Origin of the sequence: Psychrobacter immobilis (assembly GCF_904846175.1) — a bacterium.
GTDB lineage: Bacteria > Pseudomonadota > Gammaproteobacteria > Pseudomonadales > Moraxellaceae > Psychrobacter > Psychrobacter immobilis_E.
Map to the genome: position 1 here is coordinate 181,342 of NZ_CAJGZM010000002.1, position 24,799 is coordinate 206,140.

20 protein-coding genes are annotated in these 24,799 nt (G+C 42.9%); 10 read left to right on the forward strand and 10 right to left on the reverse strand.

Going from position 1 to position 24,799, the window contains the following annotated elements:
• Positions 1 to 167: 167 nt before the first annotated feature.
• Both JMW39_RS03325 and JMW39_RS03330 read left to right on the forward strand, forming a co-directional pair.
• On the forward strand, positions 168 to 1,352 hold the full coding sequence (locus tag JMW39_RS03325) for an acyl-CoA dehydrogenase (protein ID WP_201543787.1): 1,185 nt from the start codon (positions 168 to 170) through the stop codon (positions 1,350 to 1,352).
• Between the two features lie 240 nt (positions 1,353 to 1,592).
• Positions 1,593 to 3,056: an NAD-dependent succinate-semialdehyde dehydrogenase gene (locus tag JMW39_RS03330; RefSeq protein ID WP_227679218.1), complete on the forward strand. Its 1,464-nt coding sequence runs from the start codon at positions 1,593 to 1,595 to the stop codon at positions 3,054 to 3,056.
• Between the two features lie 158 nt (positions 3,057 to 3,214).
• Here the strand turns inward: JMW39_RS03330 and JMW39_RS03335 are convergent, their stop codons facing one another.
• The 8 genes from JMW39_RS03335 to JMW39_RS03370 form a co-directional block, all read right to left on the reverse strand.
• On the reverse strand, positions 3,215 to 4,594 hold the full coding sequence (locus JMW39_RS03335; protein WP_227679220.1) for a glycosyltransferase: 1,380 nt from the start codon (positions 4,592 to 4,594) through the stop codon (positions 3,215 to 3,217).
• A 160-nt stretch (positions 4,595 to 4,754) separates the two neighbouring features.
• Positions 4,755 to 5,627 carry a TIGR03915 family putative DNA repair protein gene (locus JMW39_RS03340; RefSeq protein ID WP_201543789.1) on the reverse strand — a complete coding sequence of 291 codons (873 nt, stop codon included), beginning with the start codon at positions 5,625 to 5,627 and terminating at the stop codon, positions 4,755 to 4,757.
• A gap of 72 nt (positions 5,628 to 5,699) precedes the next feature.
• Positions 5,700 to 6,968, reverse strand: a complete 1,269-nt coding sequence (locus JMW39_RS03345; RefSeq protein WP_201543792.1) for a putative DNA modification/repair radical SAM protein — start codon at positions 6,966 to 6,968, stop codon at positions 5,700 to 5,702.
• Positions 6,969 to 7,244: 276 nt separating this feature from the next.
• The gene (locus JMW39_RS03350; RefSeq protein ID WP_201543794.1) at positions 7,245 to 8,174 is read right to left on the reverse strand and encodes a hypothetical protein; all 930 of its coding nucleotides are present in this window, start codon (positions 8,172 to 8,174) and stop codon (positions 7,245 to 7,247) included.
• 406 nt (positions 8,175 to 8,580) lie between these two features.
• Entirely contained in the window at positions 8,581 to 9,057 is a 477-nt protein-coding gene (greA, locus tag JMW39_RS03355) for a transcription elongation factor GreA (RefSeq protein WP_201543796.1), read from the reverse strand.
• Positions 9,058 to 9,427: 370 nt separating this feature from the next.
• Positions 9,428 to 12,682 carry a carbamoyl-phosphate synthase large subunit gene (carB, locus tag JMW39_RS03360; RefSeq protein ID WP_201543804.1) on the reverse strand — a complete coding sequence of 1,085 codons (3,255 nt, stop codon included), beginning with the start codon at positions 12,680 to 12,682 and terminating at the stop codon, positions 9,428 to 9,430.
• A 145-nt stretch (positions 12,683 to 12,827) separates the two neighbouring features.
• Positions 12,828 to 14,060 carry a glutamine-hydrolyzing carbamoyl-phosphate synthase small subunit gene (gene carA, locus JMW39_RS03365; RefSeq protein WP_201543813.1) on the reverse strand — a complete coding sequence of 411 codons (1,233 nt, stop codon included), beginning with the start codon at positions 14,058 to 14,060 and terminating at the stop codon, positions 12,828 to 12,830.
• Between the two features lie 562 nt (positions 14,061 to 14,622).
• Complete coding sequence (locus JMW39_RS03370) at positions 14,623 to 15,171, reverse strand: phosphatase PAP2 family protein (protein WP_201543815.1); 549 nt, start codon at positions 15,169 to 15,171, stop codon at positions 14,623 to 14,625.
• A 284-nt stretch (positions 15,172 to 15,455) separates the two neighbouring features.
• On the opposite strand from JMW39_RS03370, the gene JMW39_RS03375 reads away from it, so the two are divergent.
• A complete protein-coding gene (locus JMW39_RS03375; protein WP_201543817.1) occupies positions 15,456 to 15,992 on the forward strand; it encodes a gamma carbonic anhydrase family protein in 537 nt (178 codons plus the stop codon).
• Between the two features lie 128 nt (positions 15,993 to 16,120).
• On the opposite strand, the gene JMW39_RS03380 is transcribed toward JMW39_RS03375, so the two are convergent.
• Positions 16,121 to 16,567 (reverse strand): hypothetical protein, encoded by a 447-nt coding sequence (locus JMW39_RS03380; protein ID WP_201543819.1) that lies wholly within the window; start codon positions 16,565 to 16,567, stop codon positions 16,121 to 16,123.
• Positions 16,568 to 16,764: 197 nt separating this feature from the next.
• Here JMW39_RS03380 and JMW39_RS03385 point away from each other — a divergent pair, with 197 nt between their 5' ends.
• The 3 genes from JMW39_RS03385 (at position 16,765) to JMW39_RS03395 (ending at position 19,019) form a co-directional block, all read left to right on the forward strand.
• Positions 16,765 to 17,466: an HAD family hydrolase gene (locus tag JMW39_RS03385; RefSeq protein WP_201543821.1), complete on the forward strand. Its 702-nt coding sequence runs from the start codon at positions 16,765 to 16,767 to the stop codon at positions 17,464 to 17,466.
• 116 nt (positions 17,467 to 17,582) lie between these two features.
• A protein-coding gene (prfB, locus tag JMW39_RS03390) for a peptide chain release factor 2 (protein ID WP_201543823.1) occupies positions 17,583 to 18,678 on the forward strand; the annotation gives its coding sequence in 2 pieces (ribosomal slippage) (positions 17,583 to 17,654 and positions 17,656 to 18,678; 1,095 coding nt in all).
• Positions 18,679 to 18,734: 56 nt separating this feature from the next.
• Positions 18,735 to 19,019 (forward strand): pyrimidine/purine nucleoside phosphorylase, encoded by a 285-nt coding sequence (locus JMW39_RS03395; protein ID WP_201543825.1) that lies wholly within the window; start codon positions 18,735 to 18,737, stop codon positions 19,017 to 19,019.
• A gap of 145 nt (positions 19,020 to 19,164) precedes the next feature.
• Here JMW39_RS03395 and JMW39_RS03400 read toward each other — a convergent pair whose 3' ends face one another.
• Positions 19,165 to 19,626 (reverse strand): GNAT family N-acetyltransferase, encoded by a 462-nt coding sequence (locus JMW39_RS03400; RefSeq protein WP_201543827.1) that lies wholly within the window; start codon positions 19,624 to 19,626, stop codon positions 19,165 to 19,167.
• A gap of 174 nt (positions 19,627 to 19,800) precedes the next feature.
• Between JMW39_RS03400 and JMW39_RS03405 the strand changes: the two genes are divergently transcribed.
• The 4 genes from JMW39_RS03405 to JMW39_RS03420 all read left to right on the forward strand — a co-directional run bounded on the left by JMW39_RS03405 (position 19,801) and on the right by JMW39_RS03420 (position 24,403).
• The gene (locus JMW39_RS03405; RefSeq protein ID WP_201543829.1) at positions 19,801 to 20,934 is read left to right on the forward strand and encodes a DNA topoisomerase IB; all 1,134 of its coding nucleotides are present in this window, start codon (positions 19,801 to 19,803) and stop codon (positions 20,932 to 20,934) included.
• 203 nt (positions 20,935 to 21,137) lie between these two features.
• The gene (locus JMW39_RS03410; protein WP_201543832.1) at positions 21,138 to 22,841 is read left to right on the forward strand and encodes an AMP-binding protein; all 1,704 of its coding nucleotides are present in this window, start codon (positions 21,138 to 21,140) and stop codon (positions 22,839 to 22,841) included.
• 86 nt (positions 22,842 to 22,927) lie between these two features.
• On the forward strand, positions 22,928 to 23,707 hold the full coding sequence (locus JMW39_RS03415; RefSeq protein ID WP_201543840.1) for an SDR family NAD(P)-dependent oxidoreductase: 780 nt from the start codon (positions 22,928 to 22,930) through the stop codon (positions 23,705 to 23,707).
• A gap of 132 nt (positions 23,708 to 23,839) precedes the next feature.
• Positions 23,840 to 24,403 (forward strand): L,D-transpeptidase family protein, encoded by a 564-nt coding sequence (locus JMW39_RS03420; RefSeq protein ID WP_201543844.1) that lies wholly within the window; start codon positions 23,840 to 23,842, stop codon positions 24,401 to 24,403.
• The last annotated feature ends 396 nt before the right edge of the window (positions 24,404 to 24,799 follow it).

Here is a 24,799-nt window from a genome sequence, read left to right on the forward strand (position 1 = left end):
CATTTTATTTGATAAAGATTTACAGCGACCCGAAACTTTGTTTTAATGGATTTAAATTATGAAACTAAGTTTCGCACAGCGGAATTAGTAAGTCAATAACCTATTAAGTCAATTTACTCATTAATTACTACTCGTCGGTCAGGATGACTGATATCAAGGAGATCCACATGGCAACATCTACGCGTCCAAGTTTTGACTGGGAAGATCCTTTTTTATTACGCGATCAGCTTACTGACGAAGAGCGCATGGTTACGGACAGCGCCCGCCAGTTTTTTCAAAAAGAACTGATGCCTGGCATCGTTGAAGCCAATCGTCATGAGAATTTTGACCGTAATATCATGCGTCAAATGGGTGAGATGGGCTTACTTGGCGTTACGATTGAAGGTTATGGCTGTGCCGGTTTATCTAGTGTGGCTTATGGTTTGATTGCCAAAGAAGTAGAAGCCGTTGATTCAGGCTACCGCTCAGCGATGAGTGTGCAATCAAGCTTGGTGATGCATCCTATACATGCATACGGTACTGAAGAGCAAAGAGAGAGATATCTGCCGAAGCTTGCTACTGGCGAGTATGTCGGCTGCTTCGGTCTAACTGAGCCAGATTCAGGGTCAGATCCAGCCTCAATGTCGACTCGTGCACGAGCGGTTGACGGCGGTTATGAGCTGACGGGTAATAAGATGTGGATTACCAACAGTCCTATCGCTGATGTATTTGTGGTTTGGGCAAAAGATGATGCTGGTGAAATTCGTGGTTTTATCTTAGATAAAGGTATGAAGGGCTTATCAGCGCCGAAAATTGAAGGTAAGTTTTCACTGCGTGCTTCAGTCACCGGTGAGATTGTAATGGACAAAGTGTTTGTCCCTGAAGCCAATGCTTTCCCTGATATCCGTGGTCTAAAAGGACCGTTTGGCTGCTTAAATAAAGCCCGTTATGGTATCGCATGGGGCGCGATGGGTGCAGCTGAATTCTGCTGGAAAGCTGCCCGTCAGTACACGCTAGACCGTAAGCAGTTTGGTCGTCCATTAGCTGCGACGCAGCTCGTGCAGTTGAAACTTGCGAATATGCAAACAGAAATCGCACTAGGTCTGCAAGCAGCGCTACGTGTGGGTCGTCTGATGGATGAAGACAATGCGGCACCTGAGATGATTTCGATTATTAAACGTAATAACTGCGGTAAAGCGTTAGATATCGCGCGTGTTTCTCGTGATATGCATGGCGGTAACGGTATCTCTGATGAGTTCCATATTATCCGTCACGTGATGAACCTAGAGGCTGTTAACACTTATGAAGGGACGAACGATATTCATGCGCTCATCTTAGGACGTGCCCAGACTGGGATTCAAGCGTTCTTTTAGTTTTTATTATAGATTAATAGCCGCTTACCTTATATAAAAGGTATTTCTTATGTTGTGAACTGGTTGTGTTACCCATGAAATGGTGAGAGAAATGTGAGTAAGGGTGGCTAGTCGGTTTTATGTTTTTTATAATGGTTAGATGTGTGATATAGAAAGTAGGAGATAGAGTTTAGTTTTTATAGCAGCTATTATCGTACCCATGGTGATATACAAGCAATAAATAAAATAAGGACAATAATAATGGCTAGTCATGTGAAATTATCCAATCAAAATTTAATCAAGCAACAATGCTTAATAAAAGGCAGTTGGAAAGATTCCAGCGATGGTCAAACTATCGATGTGCAAAACCCCTTTAACGGCGAAGTTATTGGTACGATTCCGAGTTTGACGGAGCAAGATATCTTAGATGCCGTTGCTTATTCCAATGAAAAGCAAGGCTCTTGGGCTGCCAAAACTGCACATGAACGCGGCGAGCTATTGCAAAAATGGGCAGATCTCATTGATGACAATCGCGAAGATTTAGCGGTGCTTATGACTACTGAGCAAGGTAAGCCCTTAACCGAGTCGCGCGGTGAAATTGATTATGCTAATAGCTTTATCCGCTGGTTTGCCGAAGAAGGGAAGCGCGTTTATGGCGATGTTATACCCGCAACCAATGCAAATTTGCGCCACGTAATTATTAAGCAGCCTATTGGGGTCTGCGCTATTATTACGCCATGGAACTTCCCCGCGGCGATGATCACCCGTAAAATTGGTCCAGCGCTTGCGGCAGGCTGTACCGTTATTATTAAACCTGCGACCGAAACACCTTTTTCTGCTTTAGCACTTGGCGTATTGGCTGAGCAAGCAGGCATTCCTGCAGGTGTTATTCAAGTAGTAACTGGTAAATCGTCGGTCATCGGTGAGGTTTTGACCAGTGATGAGCGCGTTAAAAAACTATCTTTCACTGGTTCTACCGAGGTCGGTCGTACTTTAATGGCACAGTGCGCACCGACCATCAAAAAGCTATCATTAGAGCTTGGTGGCAATGCACCTTTTATTGTGTTTGAAGATGCCGATCTGGAAGCCGCAGCAGAAGGCCTTATCGCCTCTAAATTCCGTAATGCCGGTCAAACTTGTGTTTGTGCCAATCGCACTTATGTACAAGCAAGCATCAAAGATAAGTTTTTGGACATCTTTACCAAAAAAGTAAAAGCGCTTAAAGTTGGTAACGGTATGAATAAAGGCGTCGATATTGGGCCTTTAATCAACGAAGATGGTTTGAAGAAAGTCCAAAACCTACTTAAAGATGCTACTGACAAAGGCGCTAAAGTCATTACTGGCGGCGATCCTAATGATGCCTCAAAGCTAAGCTTTAATCCAACCGTATTGACTAATTTGACATCTGATATGGATATCGCACAAGAGGAAATATTTGGTCCTGTTGCTACGATATTTACTTTTGAAGATGAAGCAGAGGCGATCAAGAAGGCTAATGATACCATTTTTGGCTTAGCCGCTTATTTTTATAGTAGCGACTATGCACGCTCGTGGCGGGTAACAGAAGCCTTAGAGTATGGCATTGTCGGGCACAATACTGGTTTGATATCGACTGCAGTAGCACCGTTTGGTGGCGTCAAGCAATCTGGCTTTGGCCGTGAAGGATCAAAATATGGTATTGAAGAATATATAACCATCAAATACTGGTGTTCTGACATTAGTTAATTATCGAGGTTTATATTTTTTTGATTTTCATAAAATCATGAATGGGATTCAGTAATATGAATCCCGTTTTTTGAAGATAAAATGCCATAAGTAAGTCTTAATATTATTAGCTAATTTTAGTCTAACCTATTACTTTTCAAAGAATCTTTATCTAAAGACTACTTATCTAATGCTTCAGTATCCAGTTTTTTATCTTTTAAAATTATACTATGTTTATTTTCCACCACTTCATTGCCAGGTTTCATAGCACGATTATTATGCTCAATTGCTCTATTCTTTTTGAGATTAACGGCTGTTGCAGGCTCTGGAGTGACCAAGCGCTCAGAGAGTTTATCAAAAGGTTTTAGCGTCGGTTTCAGACTCTTTTTAATTCTTTTAACTGCTGCTGCATCTGCCTGTGCTTGTTCTTCTGCAAGCGATTGGTCATATAAACCTCGATACACGGCGAGAGTTTCGTCAATCATTTCACGCATGGTGAATTTGTTGGTCATCTCAGGGCGCGTGACACTCTCTAGCTGGTTGCGTACCGCTTTACATAACGCTTTAGCATTATATTTTTTCACCAATCCTTGCGGATAGAGTGGCTGTAAAATCTCGCTAAATGCCGCTTGATCCCAGCCAATCACAGGCGTACCTAAATGGATGGCTTGTAAGGCATTGATACCAATCGATTCGGGTTCGTTGGCTAGCGCCATGACGATATTAGCAGCTGACAGCCATTCGCGCATGTCATTACGTTTGCTACCGACATAGGTGATATGCTCAGAAAGCCCAAGCGTATTGCTACGTTGGCGGAAGTCTTCATGCGCCACATCACCCTCGCGATAATCTTCATCCATAATAATGACATGGATATTGGGAAATTGTCCTTGTAGATTACCCAAAATATCAATCAGCCATTCTTGCCCATATTCATTGCCAATGATAGTCGGAAAAACCAGCCATTTTTTATGTTCAAGCTCAGGATATTCGGCAAACGTATGCCGCAACCAATAAACAGAAGGGTTGTGTCGATATGGGTAGCGGCGGGTATCGACACCGCGATAGATGCGTTTAATGACTTTGGGTTCTAGCTCCTCACGGCGCAGGCCTTTTTTTAGATAATTGGTGACGCTATCAGAGACCGTGATTATGGTATCGACATCGAGTAGCGCTTGCGAGTATTTATTAATGGGATAAAAGCCATACATGGTCGAGACCAGTTTTGGTCGACGCTTGACGCGCGCTCGGCGCAGTGCTAAATGTAGTACCCATGCAGGTGTGCGCGAATGCACATGAATGACATCAGGGTCATATTTTTCAATCAAGCGACGCAGCGGCGCAACTTGTAGCAGTGACAGCCAAGATTTCTTATTCATATAAAGCTGATGGTAAATATTGCCGTCACGCTTTAGGCGTTTGACCAAGTCGTTTTCTTCATCAGCGCTGGAGATAATGATAGAAGTATGCTCGTTTTTAACCAAAGCGCGTCCCAGATGAAAAATACCGCGCTCGGATTCATCATGCTTTAAAGACGACAGTAAGCGCATAACTTTCATAATAGCGTTGGTCACCGAATAAGATATCAAGCTGCTATTGTCAGTTAAAAGTGCTGAAAACTCAACCACCAAGATAAAAAGATAAGGTCAAATTTTCCATGCTTTTTTTAGCTAAAAGCAATCATTTAATGACAGTTAACTTAGTATCAATCTTAAAAAGCTAGCGACGTTTTTGTAGATGTTCAGCATTTGGTAGTACTTGCTTCTCACTTAAGTATTTCCAATAGCGCTGCGGTAGGTACTGCTTATGCAGACGTGGGTTTTTACGCTCTTTGATATTGACGTTGGTAAAGTACCCTTGCCAGAATTTCTGATAGCGCTGCTCATCTTCGCTATGAATGCTGGCAGGATTGCGCAGTACCGCATCATCAAAGTCAGTAATCGTTTGCAGGGCAGCGGGGCGCTTGGGCGTGCTTTGGCTTTTGTCATAATAAATACCATAATTACGAGTCAAATCATAAATCGCCCAATGCTGATCTTGATAACGCTGACGAAAGTGCTCACCAATCAATGGCAAGACATTAAAGTCAGGCTCAACGCGGGCAAAGTAAATGTCGTCAGTGGTATGCTCAAAGCGCACAAAAGCTTCCATACGGTGCTTTTCTCGGCCGACAGACTTGACGGTTTGTACCAACTCTAAAACATTGAGATTACCCAAATCTTCCATAATAGGGCGGTTAGGGTAGTCAATGGCATATTTAACCACCTGAAATAAAGTGGTGCCGATATTGTCTTTTTCTGATAGAAATCCCCACAGAATATTGCGCATACCTGAGCGACCTAGTAGTTGATTAAGCTTTGATAGTACGCGTTCTGCTTTGTCTTCATCAGTTGCAACACTGCTCGCTTGTGAGATTAATGAAGGTACATAGCAGTCTTGAGCAATTAGCTGTAAGGATTCATCGTCCTGTAACTTATTAGCATAGACATAAAATACCGCACTCAGCCAACCTTCAAAACTAGGCTCATAAAGCACAATACTGGGCGTTAATTGACCGACAATATAGTCATGACTTTGCATCAGTTGTGACATTTATGTTCCTATTTAAAATAGCGGTAATTAAAACCATACTCATTAAAACCATGCTAATCAAAATCATGCTGACTAAAACAGCGCCAACTGCCCACTGCGTTGATCTTTATATTTGGTCTGCGTTTGTGCCAGTACGTATTGACGGAAGTTGTCACGCGTTAAATGGGCAAGATGTTCGTTTTTACCCGTCGTTGCGATAAAGTATTTGGCGCGATTAACCGCCGCACCCATTTTCTTCAAGTGATAAAGCGTCAACTGATTAAACTTGCGTGCCTTAACTATCTTTTTAGCGGTTTTGGTACCGATACCGGGAATACGCACAATCATCTCGTAAGTGGCGGTTTGAATATTAACCGGAAAATGCTCGCGATGGCGGATTGCCCAAGCAAGTTTCGGGTCGCAATCCAAGTCTAGAAATGGCGAATCTGGCTCGACGATTTCGTGCGCGCCAAAGCCATAAAAACGCATCAGCCAATCAGCTTGATACAGACGATTTTCACGTATCATAGGGACAGGTGTACCGATAGCTGGCAGGCGACTGTCAGATAACATTGGTACATAGCCAGAATAGTAAACGCGCTTAAGATCATATTGCTTATAAAAATGATTCGACAGCTGAATCACTTGCAAGTCAGTCTCGTTACTGGCGCCAACAATCATTTGACTGGTCTGACCTGCTGGTACAAATTTCGGCGCTTTTTTATGGGTTTTACGGCTCTCACGAATGGTAATAATTTCTTCTTTCACCGTTTCCATTGGTGCTTTTAATTGCTCATGTGATTTCTCTGGTGCGAGTAAAGCCAAGCCTGATTTGGTTGGAATCTCGATATTGACGCTCAAGCGATCGGCATATAATCCCGCTTCTAATAACAATTCTTTTGACGCGCCGGGAATAGTTTTTAGATGGATATAGCCATTAAAGCGCTCACGGGTACGCAATATCTTGGCAACCTCGACCAAGCGCTCCATCGTATAGTCGCCACTTTTAAAAATACCTGAGCTTAAAAATAGCCCTTCGATATAGTTGCGACGATAAAACTGCATGGTTAAATCGACGGCTTCTTCGACACTAAAAGCGGCGCGCGGGGTGTCATGGCTTTTGCGTGAGGTGCAATAAGCGCAATCGTAAATACAATGATTCGTCAGTAGGATTTTAAGCAAGCTAACACAGCGACCATCTTCGGTATAGCTGTGACAAATACCGGTTGCTGAAGCATCACCAAGACCACCGCCTTGATTTTTGCGCGTGCCAGCGGAGGAGGAACAAGAGACATCATACTTAGCAGCGTCCGCTAAGATATTAAGCTTGCCTTGCAGTCGTTCATAATTGATGGTTGCCATGAGCGCTATTTACCAATGCATTAATGAACGACTATTCTAACAAAATTGGCATTAAGTCATTGTAAACAGTGGAGAATTTCAAGAACAATACGACAGATAGTGTCGTTAGGTGACAGTAATTTATTAGCGAGAAGTTATAGCTGAAAAATTACTGCCGAAAAGTTACTATCAAAAATAAGTTAGTCGTTTATATTATCTATAAACAAAAAAAGCCCTGCATTAGTAGGACTTTTAGAGCAATTATTTAGCAAAGTACATTTTTATACAAGATAACTATTATTGAACTTTCGCACGTATAACAACCGTTTGCGGCGCGTTAGCAGGAAGGTCAACCAAGTTCCATTTTAGTCCAGAATAGTTTTCTGTGATAATTACAGTATTGCCAACTTGTTGGATAGTTTGATAGCTGTCGCCGCCAGTGGTGGCAAGCGTTGGCAATGGACTGTTTAATGATACCAGTTGCACGCCGTTTGGTAATGACACCATCGCATTGATATCAGTAACAGGCTGCGCTGTGGTATTGGTATAAGTGGTGTGATATTCGATGATGTCGCCAGGCGCGATATGATTGGCTGGTACGGCTACTTCGCGACCATCTTTGTTTTTTAATATCTTCATGACTTTGGTTTGTGCATTGACCACACCAGGGGTGCTAAACGTTGGGACCAGTTGCAGAGCGTCTAAAGAGGTAGATACGATTTGCGTCGTTGCCGGTTGGTTAGTCACGACGGTCGTCGTTGGCGCATTGATGACTGGCAATTGGGTAGCTGTCATCACAGGCAAGACTTCTGTCACGCTAGTCATTGGCACGGCTATGACATCTACTCTGCTGGTTTGATTGGTCATCTGGTTGGTCACAGGCACGCTCGTAACCGTGGCACTGCCTTGGGTAACGACCGTATTGCTAACACCGTTACTGGCGACTTGGCGAACCGTATAGCGCGGAACATTGGTCACTTGTGTCACCGCAAACGGCATGCCATCTTGCATGGTAATGCTATTAGGCGTTGCGGTGATGACCGCCGTTTTACCATCAGAATACTGCTCAACCACCGTCGTGCTACCAACAGACGAGCTAACCGCTATCTCAGGCGCGGCATTGGCTGTGGCGATAGACATCACTGCGCCTGCCAACAGTGCTGATATTGCGGTAAATGTCGTTGTTTTTTGCATGCTACTTGATGAGCGATGAATAGTAGTGGTCATGATAAAGTCCTTTAAAGTTATAATAAGTAAAACAAAAATGACAAACACTTAGATAAAAATACCCTCGTTAATTGACTCTATAGAGCAGGTCAACGAGGGTAGCAGTACTAATAATAGTCAGAAACAGCCAAACGATATAAGCTATCTATCGAAGCGTGTTATCAAACGATCAAATCATAAACTATCGAATTACTGATTTATCCGTCATTATTTTAATGAAAAGCTAAGCATGTGCCATGCGCCCAATTATTTAGCCATTTCAACTCAACAATTATGCGCTAAAACGAATTGAGTAGAAAAGCAGCGTTGTGTAACTGCTCTCCTATAAACAATAACTTTTTGTGTGCTTTGCTTTATATATTTCTTAAGAAAAATACTATTTTACTCACTATAAAAGCCAACCATATTAATCATAAATCACTTTCATGATTTCGTATTCAACCACACCTTTTGGTGTTTCAATACGAGCTTCGTCGCCTTCAGATTTACCAATCAGACCACGCGCGATAGGCGAGTTGACTGAGATTTTACCGGCTTTAAAGTCAGCTTCGTCATCACCAACGATTTTGTATTGTTTTTCTTCTTCGGTGTCCATGTTTTCGATAACGACACTGACGCCGAATATCACACGACCATCTTTTGGTAACGTCGTAGGATCGATGATTTGAGCACCGCCAAGTTTGGCTTCGATATCACGGATACGCGCTTCACAAAAACCTTGTTGTTCGCGGGCTGCATGATATTCAGCGTTTTCTTTTAAGTCGCCGTGTTCACGGGCTTCAGCGATAGAAGCGGTGATACGTGGACGGTCGACACTTTTTAACTGTTTTAATTCGGCTTCTAGAGCCGCATGTCCTTGCGGAGTCATGGGATAACGTTGCATGTTTTTTCCTTAAACCAATAACACCACACCATCTCCTAGTGAATAGTGAGATGGTGTCAGTGTTGTTGCAATGAGTATGAGATATAAAAAGAATGAGGTTTAGACTGCGTAACAACTAAACGCGCGCTTATCTGTGAGCATCGATACACTGACAGATAATGCACATTAACCTTACGTAATAAAAAGCATAGTCGCAGTTTAGCCACTATGCTTTTTAGGTCTGTCTTTTTAAAACTTTATTTTTTTAAAGTAATACGTTTTTTAAAGCACTACTGTTATATGAATATCGATAACACGTTTTGCATCAGCTTTTAAACAAGCGGTGCAATTATGCTTAATCTACTGAAATTATGCTGCTAAGTCAATAGAGCTAAGCGATAGTCTTTGCTTGTTCATGCAAATCTTGTAACTTATACACATCAAATGGTAAGTCAATGGCATAAGATTTACAAACCGCATCTGCTGCCCCTAGGGTCGTCACATAAAACACTTTACCTTGTAGGGCACTACGGCGGATAGAGAATGAATCCTCTTGTGCCTGTTTGCCCTCAGTGGTATTGATAATAAGGTCGATTTTACCATTTTTCAAGGCATCGACGATATGCGGACGACCTTCAGTGACCTTATTGATTTGTTTGCACTCAATACCATTCTCAGCAAGCACTTTTTGCGTACCAGCAGTCGCAACGATATCAAAGCCAAAGTCGATTAGCTGACGGGCGATAGGGGCAACTTGTTCTTTATCGCTATCACGTACAGAGATAAAGACGGTTTTGGTTTCGCCCTCAGTTGGCAGACCTGGCAAGCGCTCATTACTACCGATGACCGCTTTGTAGAATGCTTCGCCAAAGGTTTTACCAACGCCCATGACTTCACCGGTTGATTTCATCTCAGGGCTCAAGATTGGATCAACGCCAGGGAATTTAGCAAATGGGAATACCGCTTCTTTGACGGCAAAAAACGACGGTACGATTTCAGTGGTAAAGCCTTGGTCTTTCAATGACGTGCCAGCCATACAGCGCGCTGCGATTTGCGCTAAAGAAGTACCAATACATTTAGAAACAAACGGCACGGTACGCGCAGCACGTGGGTTAACTTCTAAAATATAAACCGTTTCACCTTTTACCGCAAACTGGACGTTCATCAGACCGATAACGCCAAGCTCTTTTGCCATCGCAACCGTTTGCGCGCGCATCACATCACACAGCTCATCAGATAATGAGTAAGGCGGCAATGAACAGGCTGAGTCACCAGAGTGCACGCCAGCTTGTTCGATATGCTGCATGATACCGCCAATCACGACGTCTGTACCGTCGCTAACACAGTCAACATCGACTTCGATGGCATCATCTAAGAAGCGATCAAGGAGTACTGGCGCTTCGTTTGAGGCTTGTACGGCAGTACGTAGGTAATGTCTGAGCTCATCTTCGTTATAGACAATCTCCATCGCGCGACCACCAAGTACGTAAGATGGGCGTACTACTAGCGGATAGCCAACGTCTTTTGCTTTGACCAAACCATCTTCTAAGCTAGTCGCTAAAGCATTGGTTGGTTGGATCAGGTTCAATTGCTGAATCATATGTTGGAAGCGTTCGCGATCTTCAGCGCGGTCAATCGCATCAGGACTGGTACCAATGATTTTGACGCCAGCAGCTTCAAGGGCGCGGGCCAGTTTCAATGGTGTTTGACCACCGAACTGTACAATCACACCATCAGGGTTTTCGATACGGACAATCTCCAATACATCTTCAAGCGTAATTGGCTCAAAGTAGAGGCGGTCAGAGGTATCATAATCGGTCGAAACCGTTTCAGGGTTACAGTTGACCATGATGGTCTCATAGCCATCTTCACGCATGGCAAGTGCGGCGTGGACACAGCAATAGTCAAACTCGATACCTTGGCCGATACGGTTAGGACCGCCGCCGATAACCATAATTTTCTTATTATCAGTCGGATTGGCTTCACATTCACTGTCGTACGTTGAGTACATATAAGCAGTGCTGGTGGCAAATTCTGCGGCACAGGTATCGACACGCTTATATACTGGATAAACGTTTAAATCCCAACGTTTGGTGCGTAGCTGCTTTTGTGAGACGCCAAGCAGTTTCGCCAAACGCAAGTCTGATAAGCCTTTACGCTTAAAGCTGCGTAAGTTCTTTTCAGTTAAACCACCAAAACCTAATGCTTTAACTTGCGCTTCAGTTTTGACGATATCTTCGATTTGTACCAAAAACCATGGGTCGATTTTGGTTAAGTTAAACACTTCATCGACACTCATGCCAATACGGAAAGCATCAGCAATATAATAAATACGTTCAGGCGTTGGAATAGTTAAGCGATTATTAATTTCGCTACGTGCCTTTTCAATACTCACTTTTGATAAGTCAATTTGCTCATCAAAACCATCATTGCCAGTTTCCATGCCGCGCAGCGCTTTTTGCATCGATTCTTGAAAGTTACGACCGATTGCCATCACTTCACCAACCGATTTCATCTGCGTCGATAGCACGTTATCCGCTTGCGGGAATTTTTCAAAATTGAATCTTGGTATCTTGGTCACGACATAATCAAGTGCAGGCTCAAAGCTCGCTGGCGTTTTGCCACCCGTGATGTCATTTTGCAATTCATCAAGCGTATAACCAATCGCTAGTTTGGCAGCGATTTTAGCAATCGGGAAGCCAGTGGCTTTTGATGCCAATGCTGATGAGCGTGATACGCGTGGGTTCATCTCGATGACAACCATGCGACCAGTATCAGGGTTGATACCGAACTGCACGTTTGAGCCGCCCGTTTCCACACCAATCTCACGCAGTACTGCCAATGAAGCATTACGCATGATTTGATATTCTTTATCGGTCAGCGTTTGTGCTGGTGCAACGGTGATTGAGTCGCCCGTATGCACGCCCATTGGGTCAAAGTTTTCGATGGCACAGATGATAATGCAGTTGTCGTTTTTGTCACGAACCACTTCCATCTCATACTCTTTCCAACCGATTAATGATTCATCGATTAGCAATTGATGGTTCGGCGATAAGTCAAAACCGCGCTCACAAATCTCGATAAATTCGTCGCGGTTATAAGCGATGCCGCCGCCCGAACCACCCATCGTAAATGAGGGACGAATGATACATGGATAGCCCATTTTTTCTTGGGTTGCAAAGGCTTCTTCCATAGTCTCAGCCGTTTCAGCGCGTGGGCATTCAAGGCCGATGCGTTTCATCGCTTTATCAAATAAGTTACGGTCTTCTGCCATTTCGATGGAATCTTTGGTCGCACCAATTAATTCGCAGTTATACTTGGTCAATACACCATGCTTATCTAGCTCTAAGGCACAGTTTAGTGCGGTTTGTCCGCCCATGGTTGGCAAGATTGCATCGGGACGTTCTTTAGCAATAATTTGCTCAACCGTCTGCCACGTAATTGGCTCGATATAAGTCGCATCAGCCATGGCAGGGTCAGTCATGATGGTTGCAGGGTTTGAGTTGACCAATATGACGCGGTAGCCTTCTTCTTTTAGTGCTTTACACGCCTGAGCGCCTGAATAGTCAAACTCACACGCTTGACCGATGACGATAGGACCTGCGCCTATGATAAGAATACTTTTTATGTCGGTACGTTTTGGCATAGTTAAGGCTACCTTCGTTTGGGTGATATTTTGATTAATCTGTATTTTCAATAGAGCTTATCGTGTTTGGTCTGGAGTAGCTTGAAATACTGTCTGTGCTTCAAGCTTTATGCTTATATGTTGCTTGTAGTTAATTAGCGATAACTTAAGCTTTAGCGGCTGCCATCATCTCTGCAAACTTATCAAATAGTGGCGCGGCATCGTGCGGCCCAGGGCTTGCTTCTGGGTGACCTTGGAAGCTAAATACTGGCTTATTGGTCAGCTCAATCCCTTGGTTGGTACCATCAAATAATGAGCGATGGGTCGATTTAACATTGTCAGGTAGTGTGTCTTCATCAACCGCGAAACCATGGTTTTGACTGGTAATCATAACGGTACCCGTGGCCAAATCTTGTACGGGATGGTTAGCACCATGATGACCGGTTTTCATTTTGATGGTATTTGCACCGCTGGCAAGACCAATCAGCTGATGACCTAGGCAGATGCCAAAAGTTGGAATGTCCGTTTCTTCAATGATATGACGTACCGCGTCGATGGCATAGTCACAGGCAGCAGGATCGCCAGGGCCGTTTGATAAGAAGATACCGTCTGGATTCATTGCTAACACATCTGCGATAGGTGTTTGCGCTGGTACGACGGTTACATGGCAGCCGCGGTCAACAAGCATACGTAGGATATTGGTTTTGCTACCGAAGTCATAGGCGACCACGTTATATTTTGCTTCGACATGCGTACCCAAATGCTTAAAGAAGCCACCCGTACCGCTATCATGGCTACCTGGTACATCGCGGTTCAGTAGAGTGTCTGATAAATCCCAGCTACCGGCTGTCCATTCAAACGTCGTCGGTGTACAGCATTCTTTTGCCAAGTCCATCCCTTCGATACCAGCGAACTCTTGCGCCAGTTTGATGGCTTGCTGTTCATCTTCGCTGCTAATCGTTGAACCGTTAGAAGCGGTCATGATACAGCCGTTTTGAGCACCTTTATCACGTAGTAGGCGGGTCAATTGGCGGGTATCAATATCAGCAATAGCGACCGTATCATGGCTCTGTAGATAATCACTCAATGATTGAGAGTTGCGGAAGTTTGAAGTAACCATCGTTGCATCGCGGATAATAAGACCGTCAGCCCACACTTGATGACCGTTGCCAGATTCGACATCTTCAGCGTTGGTACCAGTATTGCCAATGTGCGGATAGGTAAGCGTCACTAGCTGACGCGCGTAACTTGGGTCAGTGAGGATTTCTTGGTACCCTGTCATGGCTGTATTAAATACCACCTCACCGACACGATGACCAAGACTACCGATACTCAAACCGCGAAAAATCGTACCGTCTGCTAGTGCCAAAATTGCTTGTATTTCTGCCGATGAATTCAAGGGTTGCCTCCGCTGTTATTGGTGAGTGCCATGATGTTTTACGGTTAAAAACTTGCTCTAAAGTGCGTTTTAATCTCTACCTAACGGCTGTTAAATAATGATAAAAAAGTGTTAAAGCCAAATTTTTTCCACAAAAAAGCGAGAAGACATCATCGACGAAAAGGTACAGGATTCACTAAGGGGTGAATAAGTAACTTACATCATGTCCGCTCGCTTTGGCACAGATTTTGCGCATTATACTAGAGTTTTGCGTTAAGGGCTAGCACCTTCTCTCGTCTGTTATTTTTCGATCTATATTTAGCGCCATTTTAAGATAAGGACACGTCTTAAGACCAATCAGTTGAGACAGTATAGTCAGTTCAAAATAAAAGCGCTACGTTATATCTATATGCGACTGGTATAAATTTTCCTTGCTTGCTGTTATCACAGAGGCTACGAAAAATTCATCACAGTCGCACTGTATCGATTTTAGAGTAATTCTACTATAGCGTTGCTGTCACTTTATTAAATCAGACACGTCGTTAAATAAGCCACGTTTTTAAATAAGCCAGATAACTGACTGTTAAAAATTATAATGTACCGATAAGCCATAATAGTCGGGTGATAAATTGGTGGCGATATGCAATTGGTCGTCATAATAGCTTTTGGTTAAATACATACTGCTGGCAATACCTAAGGCAGCGCCCGCCAGAACGTCAGTCACATCATGCTCATCGGCCTCAACGCGGCTATATGCCACAAATCCTGCACCAATATAAGCAGGAATGCTATATTCTAAACCATAGCGTTTATGAATAAAGCTGGCACCCTGAAACGCCACTGAAGTATGACCAGAAGGGAAGGAGTCCTCATCACGACCGTTGGGGCGCTCTTTATCTATCACTGACTTTAGCACTTGTGTCGCAGCAAGGTTGGTCGCAAATGAATAGTAAAATTGCTGACGACCCTCTTTATCATCCATATAATAAGTGCTACCGTAAGCAGCTGCCGGTATCGCAAAGGCGAGCACATCGCCTACCTTGGTGGTAGAGCTACTGTCTGCGTGGGCAGGGATGGCAGCCATCAAGCTGGTCGATAATAAAATGATAGGGGCGTATTGTTTGCTGATCATTGCTGCGATCCTAAAGAGGGTTGGTGAGCGTTAATTGTCTGTATAAAATCTTCTGGTCATTTTATAGCGATAAATGGCATGCGGCTTTATTCTAAATGCTAATTGCTCTATTAATTAGCGGCTCTATTTATCGGCAGCATTATACTATAAAGTTTTTGTCATTCTTTACAACTATCGCGCTTTAGATCATATTTATTTATGACATGATTTTAACACTATCATTTTTTACGACACACTTTTCACCATGTATAAACTTGTATAAAAATAACGACTAAGGATGGATTATGATTTATCAGTATTTAGACAAAGCGCCAGAGTTTGCAGTACCATTTAACGGTTGGGTAGCAGATACCGCTCGCGTGATAGGCGATGTGTATTTGGGTCATAAAGCTAACGTATGGTTTGGGGCGGTGATTCGCGGCGATAATGAGCGCATTCATATTGGCGATTATAGTAATGTGCAAGAAAACAGCGTCATTCATACCGATGCAGGCATTGAGGTAAAAATTGGTAATTATGTCACCATTGGACATTTAGCGATGCTGCATGGCTGCGAAGTCGGTGATAACAGCTTGATTGGTATTGGCGCGGTGGTATTGAATAATGCCAAAATCGGTAAAAACTGTATCATTGGTGCCAAAGCTTTGGTCACTGAAGGTAAAGAGATTCCCGATAATTCGCTGGTGATGGGCGCTCCGGCAAAAGTGGTCAAAACTTTGACCAATGAGCAAGCGGCAATGTTAAAACTGTCGGCAATGCACTATGCGGAACGTTGTCAAAAGTTTAAAACTGGCTTAACAGAAATAGCCATGCCTGATTAATTACTATAGATGTTAGAACAATAGAAGTCAAAACCCATTCATAAAAAGGATGGCTTTATAGTGAGCAATCCTTTTTATGAATGTTAATTTATTTTTTGACGTTGTGATGCTTTTTAAGCAAACAGTGGTTATGCCATTAGCATCATGATCAGCCAAATGATGGCAAAAATGATAATGCCAATAATCAGACCGCGAAAGATATCATGGCGTATAGAATGGTCACTAAGATAATGATTATTACCTGTGTCGTCGATATTTAAGGCATTGACGCTTTCAGCACCAGCGCTTTTACCGACGATAAAGCCTGTTAACGCCCCCAAAACTAGCATAAACGGGGTAAATAGCCAGAATATCTCGCCATTACCCATACCAGCGATTGAGCGAATAACAACAATCGCAAGGTCGATAAGTAAGCCGCCAAAACCATATAATAGCGCGTTTAACAGCGCATAAAGCAGACGGTCAAAAGGTGATTGGTAGCTTTTGCCTAATTGACGTCGTCTGATTTCTCTGATTGAACGGGCAGGACGTCGCGGTCGATTAGACAAAACAGTTTTATCATCAGGCGCTTTCATAAATTTCTCTATTGTTATTATCAAGCAGGCTAAAGATAAGCTAATGAGACATTAAAGTAAATAAGTTAGCATAAATTTGTTTGGTAAACAGTAGGCTTATAGGGAATGATGCAGCACGTTTTATATCCAATATTTTTTCTAAAATATTTTACATTCAAAAAATTATTCTTTTAATAAATAAAAAATAAGGTTCCATTATGCAGGCAACACAAGCAGGACATGCACCAAAAGAGTTGGCACTCTTTGATTTAGATCATACTTTGCTCGACGTCGATAGCGATTATCTCTGGGGTGAGTATATCGTTAAGCATAATCTCGTTGACGAAGCTGAATACCGCACCGCCAATCAAAAGTTTTATCAAGATTATATCGAAGGTACGCTTGATGCGACCGAATATAATGAATTTGTCGCGCAATTCTTAAGTAGCTTACCTATGGACAGGCTACATGAGCTGCGCGAAGATTATATTAAAACTGAAATCGAGCCACATATTCGCCCAAAAGCGATGGAGACGCTCTGTCATCATGTCGAAAAAGGTCATGAGGTAGTCATTATTTCTGCGACCAATAACTTTGTGGTATCAGCTATTGCTAAGCGTTTTGGTATTGAAGATGGCAATGTATTATCGACACCGCTTGAGATAAAAAAAGAGCGTTATACCGGCAAATTAACCGATAAACCTAACTTTAAAGAAGGTAAGATTTACCATCTTAATAAGTGGTTGGATAAACGACAATCAGTAGGTACTACCTTTGATAAAACCTATGCCTATTCAGACTCCAAAAATGACATTCCATTGCTCGAATGGGCGGATGTAGCTATCTGCGTGTCACCCGATGATGCGTTACATGCGCATGCGCTGGCTCATCGTTGGGCAGTAGAAGATTGGTCGATTTAGGTGGTCTATAACTATTTAATATAAAGGCAGTACTAATTAGCCAACTATTTAGCGTCAATCTAATTTAAAATAGCGCCATATCAGTGAGATATTTATTTAAAAAGACAGGAAGATTTATGGAAATCAATCCGTATCAAGAACGTATCAAAGATTTATCTGAGCGTGGACAGGACCTTCGGAGGTATCTTTGACTTCGATGGTAAGCAAGAACGCTTAGAGGAAGTTAATTTAGAATTGGAAAATCCCGAGCTATGGAATGATCCAGAGCGCGCGACCAAGATTAATAAAGAAAAAAGCCAGCTTGATGGCGTCATTGACGTGGTCGTTTCGCTTGAAACGACTTTAGAAGATGCCGCTGCTATGCTTGATTTAGCAGTAGAAGCAGAAGACGAATCCTTGCTTGCTGATGTGCAAGCAGAGCTCGATAATGCAGAGAAACGCGTTGCTGATTTAGAATTCCGCCGGATGTTTAGCGGTGAGATGGATCCAAATAATTGCTATTTGGACATCCAGTCAGGCAGTGGCGGTACAGAGGCACAAGATTGGGCAGAGATGCTGCTGCGTATGTATACACGGTGGGCAGAAGCGCATGGCTTTAAAGTGGACGTTATCGAAGTGTCTGCTGGCGGTGTCGCTGGTATCAAATCGGCAACCATTGAAATTAAAGGCGATTATGCCTTTGGTTGGTTACGGACTGAAATTGGCGTGCATCGCTTAGTACGTAAATCACCGTTTGACAGTAATAACGGTCGTCATACTTCATTTGCTGCCGTTTTTGTATCGCCTGAGATTGATGATAATATCGAGATTGATATCAATCCAGCTGATTTGCGTATTGATACTTATCGTTCATCGGGCGCAGGTGGTCAGCACGTGAACACCACCGATTCAGCGGTGCGTATTACTCACGAACCGACTGGCGTTGTGGTCACTTGTCAAAACGAGCGTAGCCAACATGGTAATAAAGCCACAGCGATGAAGTTGTTACGCGCCAAGCTTTATGAGCTTGAGATGCAAAAACGGATGGAATCCCAGCAAGCGGTTGAAGATGGTAAGTCTGATGTCGGTTGGGGCAGTCAAATTCGCTCTTACGTACTCGATGACTCACGTATTAAAGACTTGCGTACGGGCGTTGAAACCTTTAATACCGGCGCGGTGCTCGATGGTGACCTTGATCAGTTTATCGAAGCGAGTCTTAAGGCTGGACTGTAAAGCTAGGCCATAAAGAAATTTACAAAATATCAACCAACAGTCAATTAAGGAAAATTATGCCAAGCGTTAATAATTATTTTGATAATAAAGTGACTTCTATTGCCTTTCAAACCGCTACCAAGCCTGCCACTGTTGGTGTGATGGAGATTGGTGAATACGAATTTGGCACCAGCGAATTCGAAACGATGACAGTTGTTAGCGGTGCTTTGACGGTCAAGCTGCCAGAGAGTGATGAATGGCAAACCTTCAATGCTGGTGAGCAATTTACTATTGAAGCCAATCAGAAATTTCAAGTAAAAGTAGCAGTGGAAACGGCCTATCTATGTACCTATGGTGAATAGTTTTTTAGCTTGTATTAATATGAATTATAAACACGCCAAGTATTCAATACTTGGCGTTTTTTGTTTTTACATCGACTAGGTTATAAAAAAGCAGCTATCTATTTATTTATCAAAAATTACAAGCAAGCCATCATAAATCCTTGCGTTATTGAATCATATTGGTTTTGGTCGCAAGCGTATCATAGAGGCGGCGTGCAGCTGTATTTTCTTCTTGAGTAACCCAATAAACGCGGTTGCAGTTTTGCTGGCGAGCAAACTCATAGACATACTCAATCAATGCTCGTCCTACACCGTGCCCTCGCACAGATTCAGCCACGTATAAATCCTCTAAGTAGCAACATTCAGTGCTATTCCAAGTATTAGGGTGTAGCACCACATGAGTGATACCGACTAACTTATCCTCTAACCAAGCCCCAAACCCATAAATAGGTACGTTGCTATCGAGCACATTATTCCACGTTGCATTCGTCGTTTCTAATGGCAAGCTGCTCTCATAAAAAGTGAGATAGCTTTGCCATAAGCTGAGCCAAGACTCATAGTCAGCGGCAGATAATGGCGCTATTTTTAAAGAGCCATTGATTGAATTCATAAGGGTGGAATTTGTCATGTTGGCGGTGCCTTCAGTAAATGTATCTTAAATTATGTCGTAACGCTCAAAATCCACAAGGCTTTTATCGCCTTTATTTTACACAGGATTACACATTGTCCATGGCAAATACACAGCAAAGATAAGGGCAGTTGATTATGCTAAAACAACGATATTATCAGATGAGTATTTTTTATGGCGAAGTCAAATCAACCAACCAATACACAAGACATACGCCATGATTATGAGCACTTGGCGAGCCTCGCGAACTTGCGATATGTCAGCGATACCGATCCAGGATACGGGCGTCGGCGTTCGGGACGTGGCTTTACTTATCGAGATGCCACAGGCAAAACAGTTAAAGATAAAGCCTTGCGTCAGCGTTTTGATGCCTTAGTGATACCGCCGATGTGGTCGGAGGTTTGGATATGCCATGATGACAAAGGGCATTTACAGTCGACAGGACGTGATGACAAAGCCCGTAAGCAGTATTTATATCATCCAGAATGGGATCGCGTGCGAGATCAAGCCAAGTTTAATGCCATGATAGGTTTTGCTGAAGCATTGCCTAACCTGCGTGCGCAAGTAGAGAAAGATTTAGAAGCGCCGCCGCTATCGCGTGACAATGTTTTGGCAGCAGTGGTGAAACTATTAGAAACGACCTTAATTCGTATTGGTAATAGTCGCTATGCCAAGCTCAATAAAAGCTATGGTTTAAGCACGTTACGCAGCAAGCATGTCAGTGAAACGGATACTGGACTGGCATTTGATTTCGTCGGTAAAAGTGCCAAGGAGCATCATATAGAGCTGCAAGATGAGCGTTTGATTGAAATTGTACATGCCTGCTCTGAGCTGCCCGGTTATCAAGTATTTAAGTATTTAGATGAAAATGGTGATAAGCAAGTCGTCGATAGTGCTGATATCAATGATTATCTGCGCATCTATACCTGCGGTAATAACTGTGACAGTGAAAGTTATGGCGGCAATTTATATAGTGCAAAAGATTTTCGTACATGGATGGCCAGTGTGTTGGCAGCAAGCTACCTTTATGATGAACTCCAAACCAAGTCTGGCAAAGTGATTTTAGCCAGTGAGCCTGATGGTAAAGAGCGTCAGCAACTGGTGACTAATATGGTAAAAAGTGTTGCTGATGAGCTGGGCAATACACCAGCGGTGTGCCGATCTTCTTATATCAATCCTATTATTATCGAGCAGTTTTTAGTAGGGCAGTTTTTTGAGCCTTATAAACAAGCGCGCCGTGGACGCACTAAGCAACATCAAAGCTGTGAAGAGAAGGCATTGCTTGGATTTTTAAGCGCTCTACAGTAAACCTTCACCTATTAGATACTTTCTATTGAAAAATAAAAATGATACGTTATGTATTGAAATAAGTGAAAAAATACGTTACTAATAGAGCATATGCTATTTGATAGGTTTAAACAGTTGATAGGATGTGACTGTTTTACGATTTATTTTATTATTTATTAATCGCTGATATCGTCAGTGAACCTCGATTGCTAAAGGATTAGCTTATGAACACCTCATCTACAGACGCCGCAGTAAATACTGTCAATACAATAACAAGCTACAACGATTATTACCATAATTTTGATATGGATACCTTATTGACAGAAATATTTGGTGAGCATTTAGACGACCGTTTGAATGCTTATATAGCGTGTTGCGGTCGTCATGTGCGTGATGGTCGCGGCGATAATATTGCACTGGTGCATGAAGATACAGCGGGTAATGTGACGCGCATGACTTTTGCAGAGCTTGATAAGGCAAGTGCGCAAATTGCCAATTTATTAAAATCCTATGGCGTGCAAGCTGGTGACCAAGTAGCGACTATGCTACCGCGCACCCCTGAGCTACTCACGATTGTATTAGCCACTTGGCGGATTGGTGCAGTCTATCAGCCGCTATTTACTGCCTTTGGTTATGATTCGATTAAATATCGGATGGATAAAGCCAATACTAAAGTAGTTTTTACCAATATTGATAATCGCGGCAAGTTCGACGACTTGGCTAAGCAAACTAAAATGGTCATGGTTAGCAGTGAGAATGATGGACAGTTAGACAATAATTGGGGCGATGATAACTATGCACAAATGATGGCGACGCAGCCGCAAACGGTAGAAGCTGTTTTGTTAGATAAAGATGCACAGTTTTTGCAAATGTTTACCTCGGGTACGGTGGGCAAATCAAAAGGCGTCAGCGTGCCACTAAGTGCACTCTCGGCTTTTTATCTCTATATGCGCTACGCAATCGACTTGCGCGCGGATGATAACTACTGGAATATGGCCGATCCCGGTTGGGCGTATGGACTATATTACGCGATTACTGGACCTTTATTAATGGGCGTCACGACTTACTTTAACGAGTCCGGCTTTGACGCTGCCAATACTCGCGATTTTATGGTACGCCATAAGATTAGCAATTTGGCTTCATCACCAACTGCTTTTCGTATGATGAAATCCAGCGGTGTGTTTGAAAGTGCTCACGGCGACGCCAATGCCAAGCTATCGTTACGCTGTGCCAATTCAGCAGGCGAGACCTTGAATACCGAAGTGGTCAACTGGGTTGAAACCTACTTAAACTGTAAAGTTTGTGATCAATATGGGCAGACAGAAACAGGCATGACATGTTGCGAGCACCATGCTTTAGAGCATAAATGTCCAGTCGGTTCGATGGGGATGGCGCTACCGGGACATACATTGGTTGTGCTAGATGATGACATGAACATCTTGCCTGATGGCGAGCAAGGACAACTGGCAGTGGTGGTCAGTCAATCGCCCGCGTTTTATTTCCGCGGCTATAGCTGGAATGAAAAAGATGCGTTCGCTGATGATTATTATCTGACAGGTGATGTGGTTGAGCGTCACAGCGACGGCAGTTATTGGTTCTCAGGGCGAGATGATGACATTATTATCACGGCAGGTTACCGCGTAGGGCCAACTGATGTCGAAAACACCGTGCTTGAGCATGAGGCAGTCGCAGAATCCGCAGCGGTTGGTGTGCCAGATGAAGTGCGCGGTCACACTATTAAATCTTATGTGGTGCTAAAAGATGGTATCGTTGGGACAGATGAGATTGCCAAAGAGATTCAAGACTTGGTACGTAAGCGTCTTTCGACCCATGCTTATCCGCGTGAGGTTGAATTTGTCGCTGCGTTACCAAAAACACCAAGCGGTAAAATTCAGCGTTTCTTGCTGCGCAGTTTGTCTTCTGTTTAAGCGAATCGAAGTCTTAATAGTAGTTGAAAATAATAAAATAGTGAGTTTATAAAAATAGTAATAAAACATCAATTAAAGGAATAATTATGCAAATTGAACAACACAGTTTTTTAGTCACCGGCGGTGCATCAGGTCTGGGTGAATCAGTGGTTCGTGCTATCGTCGCGCAAGGCGGTAAGGTCGTCATTGCTGATTTAAACGAATCAACTGGGCAGGCTTTGGTCAATGAGCTAGGTAACAATGTACGCTTTGTGCGCTGTGATGTCACCAGTGGTGATGACGTTCGAGCGGCTGTTGCTATGGCTGAAGAGGCATTCGGAGGTCTGCAAGGTTCCATTAACTGTGCAGGTATCGCTGTCGTACAAAAGTTGTTAGATCGTGAAAATAATCCTGCTGACCTTGAGGCTTTTAGTCGCGGGGTTAATATCAACCTCGTGGGCTCTTTTAACGTGGCACGTTTGGTGGCAGCCAGTATTGCTAAGCGTGTGGCGGCTAGCACACCCGCCGAAGTTAATGCTGACAACGGAATTATTATTAATACGGCTTCTATCGCTGCTTTTGATGGGCAAGTAGGGCAAGCAAGTTACGCCTCATCTAAAGCTGGGGTCGTTGGTATGATGTTGCCGCTAGCACGTGAGCTGACTCGTCATGGTATCCGAGTGATGACTATTGCGCCGGGTGTGTTTGCAACACCTATGATGCAAAGTCTGCCTGAGAAGGCGCGTGAGCAACTAGAGGCGGCAGTACCATATCCTAAGCGTTTGGGAAATCCAAATGAGTTTGCCAAACTGGTCACACACATTATTGATAATGCCTATCTTAATGGTGAAGTCATTCGCTTAGATGGTGCGATTCGTATGGTGTAAGGTAATTTTAGATTTTGACTTTGAGAACTTTAAGTTTAATTCATAAGATTTTTATACAAATTGACATAGTCTTTTGCTATCTTATCAAAGATGGTTTTATCAATGAGCGCTTAACTTTAAGAAGCAAAAGCTATGTTTTTTTTCAATATAAATAGTAAATATTCACATTGGTTATTTATCGTCATAGGTTTTAGCCTCGCTATCATTACCAGCACGAGTGCCATTGCTGCTGAGAGTACTTCAGAGAACAAACAAGCTATGCCGAAAAGTATGATGGTTGATAAAGTCTTTGTTGATAAATCCGCTCGCACCCTGCAGTTGCTAAGCGATGATAAAGTGATCAAATCTTATCACATTGCGCTCGGTGGTAATCCTATTGGACATAAGCAACAACAAGGCGATCAACGTACACCTGTTGGCAACTATACACTCGATTATAAAAATGAAAACTCTGGATATTACCGTTCTATTCACGTCAGTTATCCAAATACTGCCGATAAAGCCCGCGCCAAATCGCGAGGCGTCAGTGCTGGTGGTGATATCATGATTCATGGGCAGAAAAATGGCTTTGGTGCATTTGGCATACTCAACCAACAACGCGATTGGACGGAAGGCTGTATGGCGGTGACCAATGATGAGATGGATGAAATCATGGCTGCGGTAAAGATTGGCACCGCGATCGAAATTGTAGAATAAATACCTTGTTAACATAGTTAAGGTATTCTTATTCAGCTTATTTTTAGCCCATTTAGATGTCCATCGACTAGATACCCATCGATTGAATTGAGGACACGCCTTAGTATTTTCTATTGGTTTAATAGTATTCTAAAATACATTTCTTTGTTTTTGCTCATACTCAAGCTTCCTATCTTTTCTTTTCTATATTCCCTTGAAATCTCTCATAAATGTGCCTATTAATGCTTTATCGTCATATCATTGTTATAAGTAAGGTTTATTTTAATAAGGTGATATTTCAGCGCTGTGTATTGGCTTCTTAACTGATAGGAATTGACATTAATAAGCCTGTAATAATTATTTATTAAAGTTAAATTAACATTGAAATATTACTCAATAAACCCGATATAGATAATA

Bases quoted from the DNA above. Each gene is read 5' to 3' on its own strand.
- JMW39_RS03325 (WP_201543787.1), top strand. From the start codon at position 168: ATGGCAACATCTACGCGTCCAAGTTTTGACTGGGAAGATCCTTTTTTA.
- JMW39_RS03330 (WP_227679218.1), top strand. From the start codon at position 1,593: ATGGCTAGTCATGTGAAATTATCCAATCAAAATTTAATCAAGCAACAA.
- JMW39_RS03335 (WP_227679220.1), bottom strand. From the start codon at position 4,594: ATGAAAGTTATGCGCTTACTGTCGTCTTTAAAGCATGATGAATCCGAG.
- JMW39_RS03340 (WP_201543789.1), bottom strand. From the start codon at position 5,627: ATGTCACAACTGATGCAAAGTCATGACTATATTGTCGGTCAATTAACG.
- JMW39_RS03345 (WP_201543792.1), bottom strand. From the start codon at position 6,968: ATGGCAACCATCAATTATGAACGACTGCAAGGCAAGCTTAATATCTTA.
- JMW39_RS03350 (WP_201543794.1), bottom strand. From the start codon at position 8,174: ATGACCACTACTATTCATCGCTCATCAAGTAGCATGCAAAAAACAACG.
- greA (WP_201543796.1), bottom strand. From the start codon at position 9,057: ATGCAACGTTATCCCATGACTCCGCAAGGACATGCGGCTCTAGAAGCC.
- carB (WP_201543804.1), bottom strand. From the start codon at position 12,682: ATGCCAAAACGTACCGACATAAAAAGTATTCTTATCATAGGCGCAGGT.
- JMW39_RS03370 (WP_201543815.1), bottom strand. From the start codon at position 15,171: ATGATCAGCAAACAATACGCCCCTATCATTTTATTATCGACCAGCTTG.
- JMW39_RS03375 (WP_201543817.1), top strand. From the start codon at position 15,456: ATGATTTATCAGTATTTAGACAAAGCGCCAGAGTTTGCAGTACCATTT.
- JMW39_RS03380 (WP_201543819.1), bottom strand. From the start codon at position 16,567: ATGAAAGCGCCTGATGATAAAACTGTTTTGTCTAATCGACCGCGACGT.
- JMW39_RS03385 (WP_201543821.1), top strand. From the start codon at position 16,765: ATGCAGGCAACACAAGCAGGACATGCACCAAAAGAGTTGGCACTCTTT.
- JMW39_RS03395 (WP_201543825.1), top strand. From the start codon at position 18,735: ATGCCAAGCGTTAATAATTATTTTGATAATAAAGTGACTTCTATTGCC.
- JMW39_RS03400 (WP_201543827.1), bottom strand. From the start codon at position 19,626: ATGACAAATTCCACCCTTATGAATTCAATCAATGGCTCTTTAAAAATA.
- JMW39_RS03405 (WP_201543829.1), top strand. From the start codon at position 19,801: ATGGCGAAGTCAAATCAACCAACCAATACACAAGACATACGCCATGAT.
- JMW39_RS03410 (WP_201543832.1), top strand. From the start codon at position 21,138: ATGAACACCTCATCTACAGACGCCGCAGTAAATACTGTCAATACAATA.
- JMW39_RS03415 (WP_201543840.1), top strand. From the start codon at position 22,928: ATGCAAATTGAACAACACAGTTTTTTAGTCACCGGCGGTGCATCAGGT.
- JMW39_RS03420 (WP_201543844.1), top strand. From the start codon at position 23,840: ATGTTTTTTTTCAATATAAATAGTAAATATTCACATTGGTTATTTATC.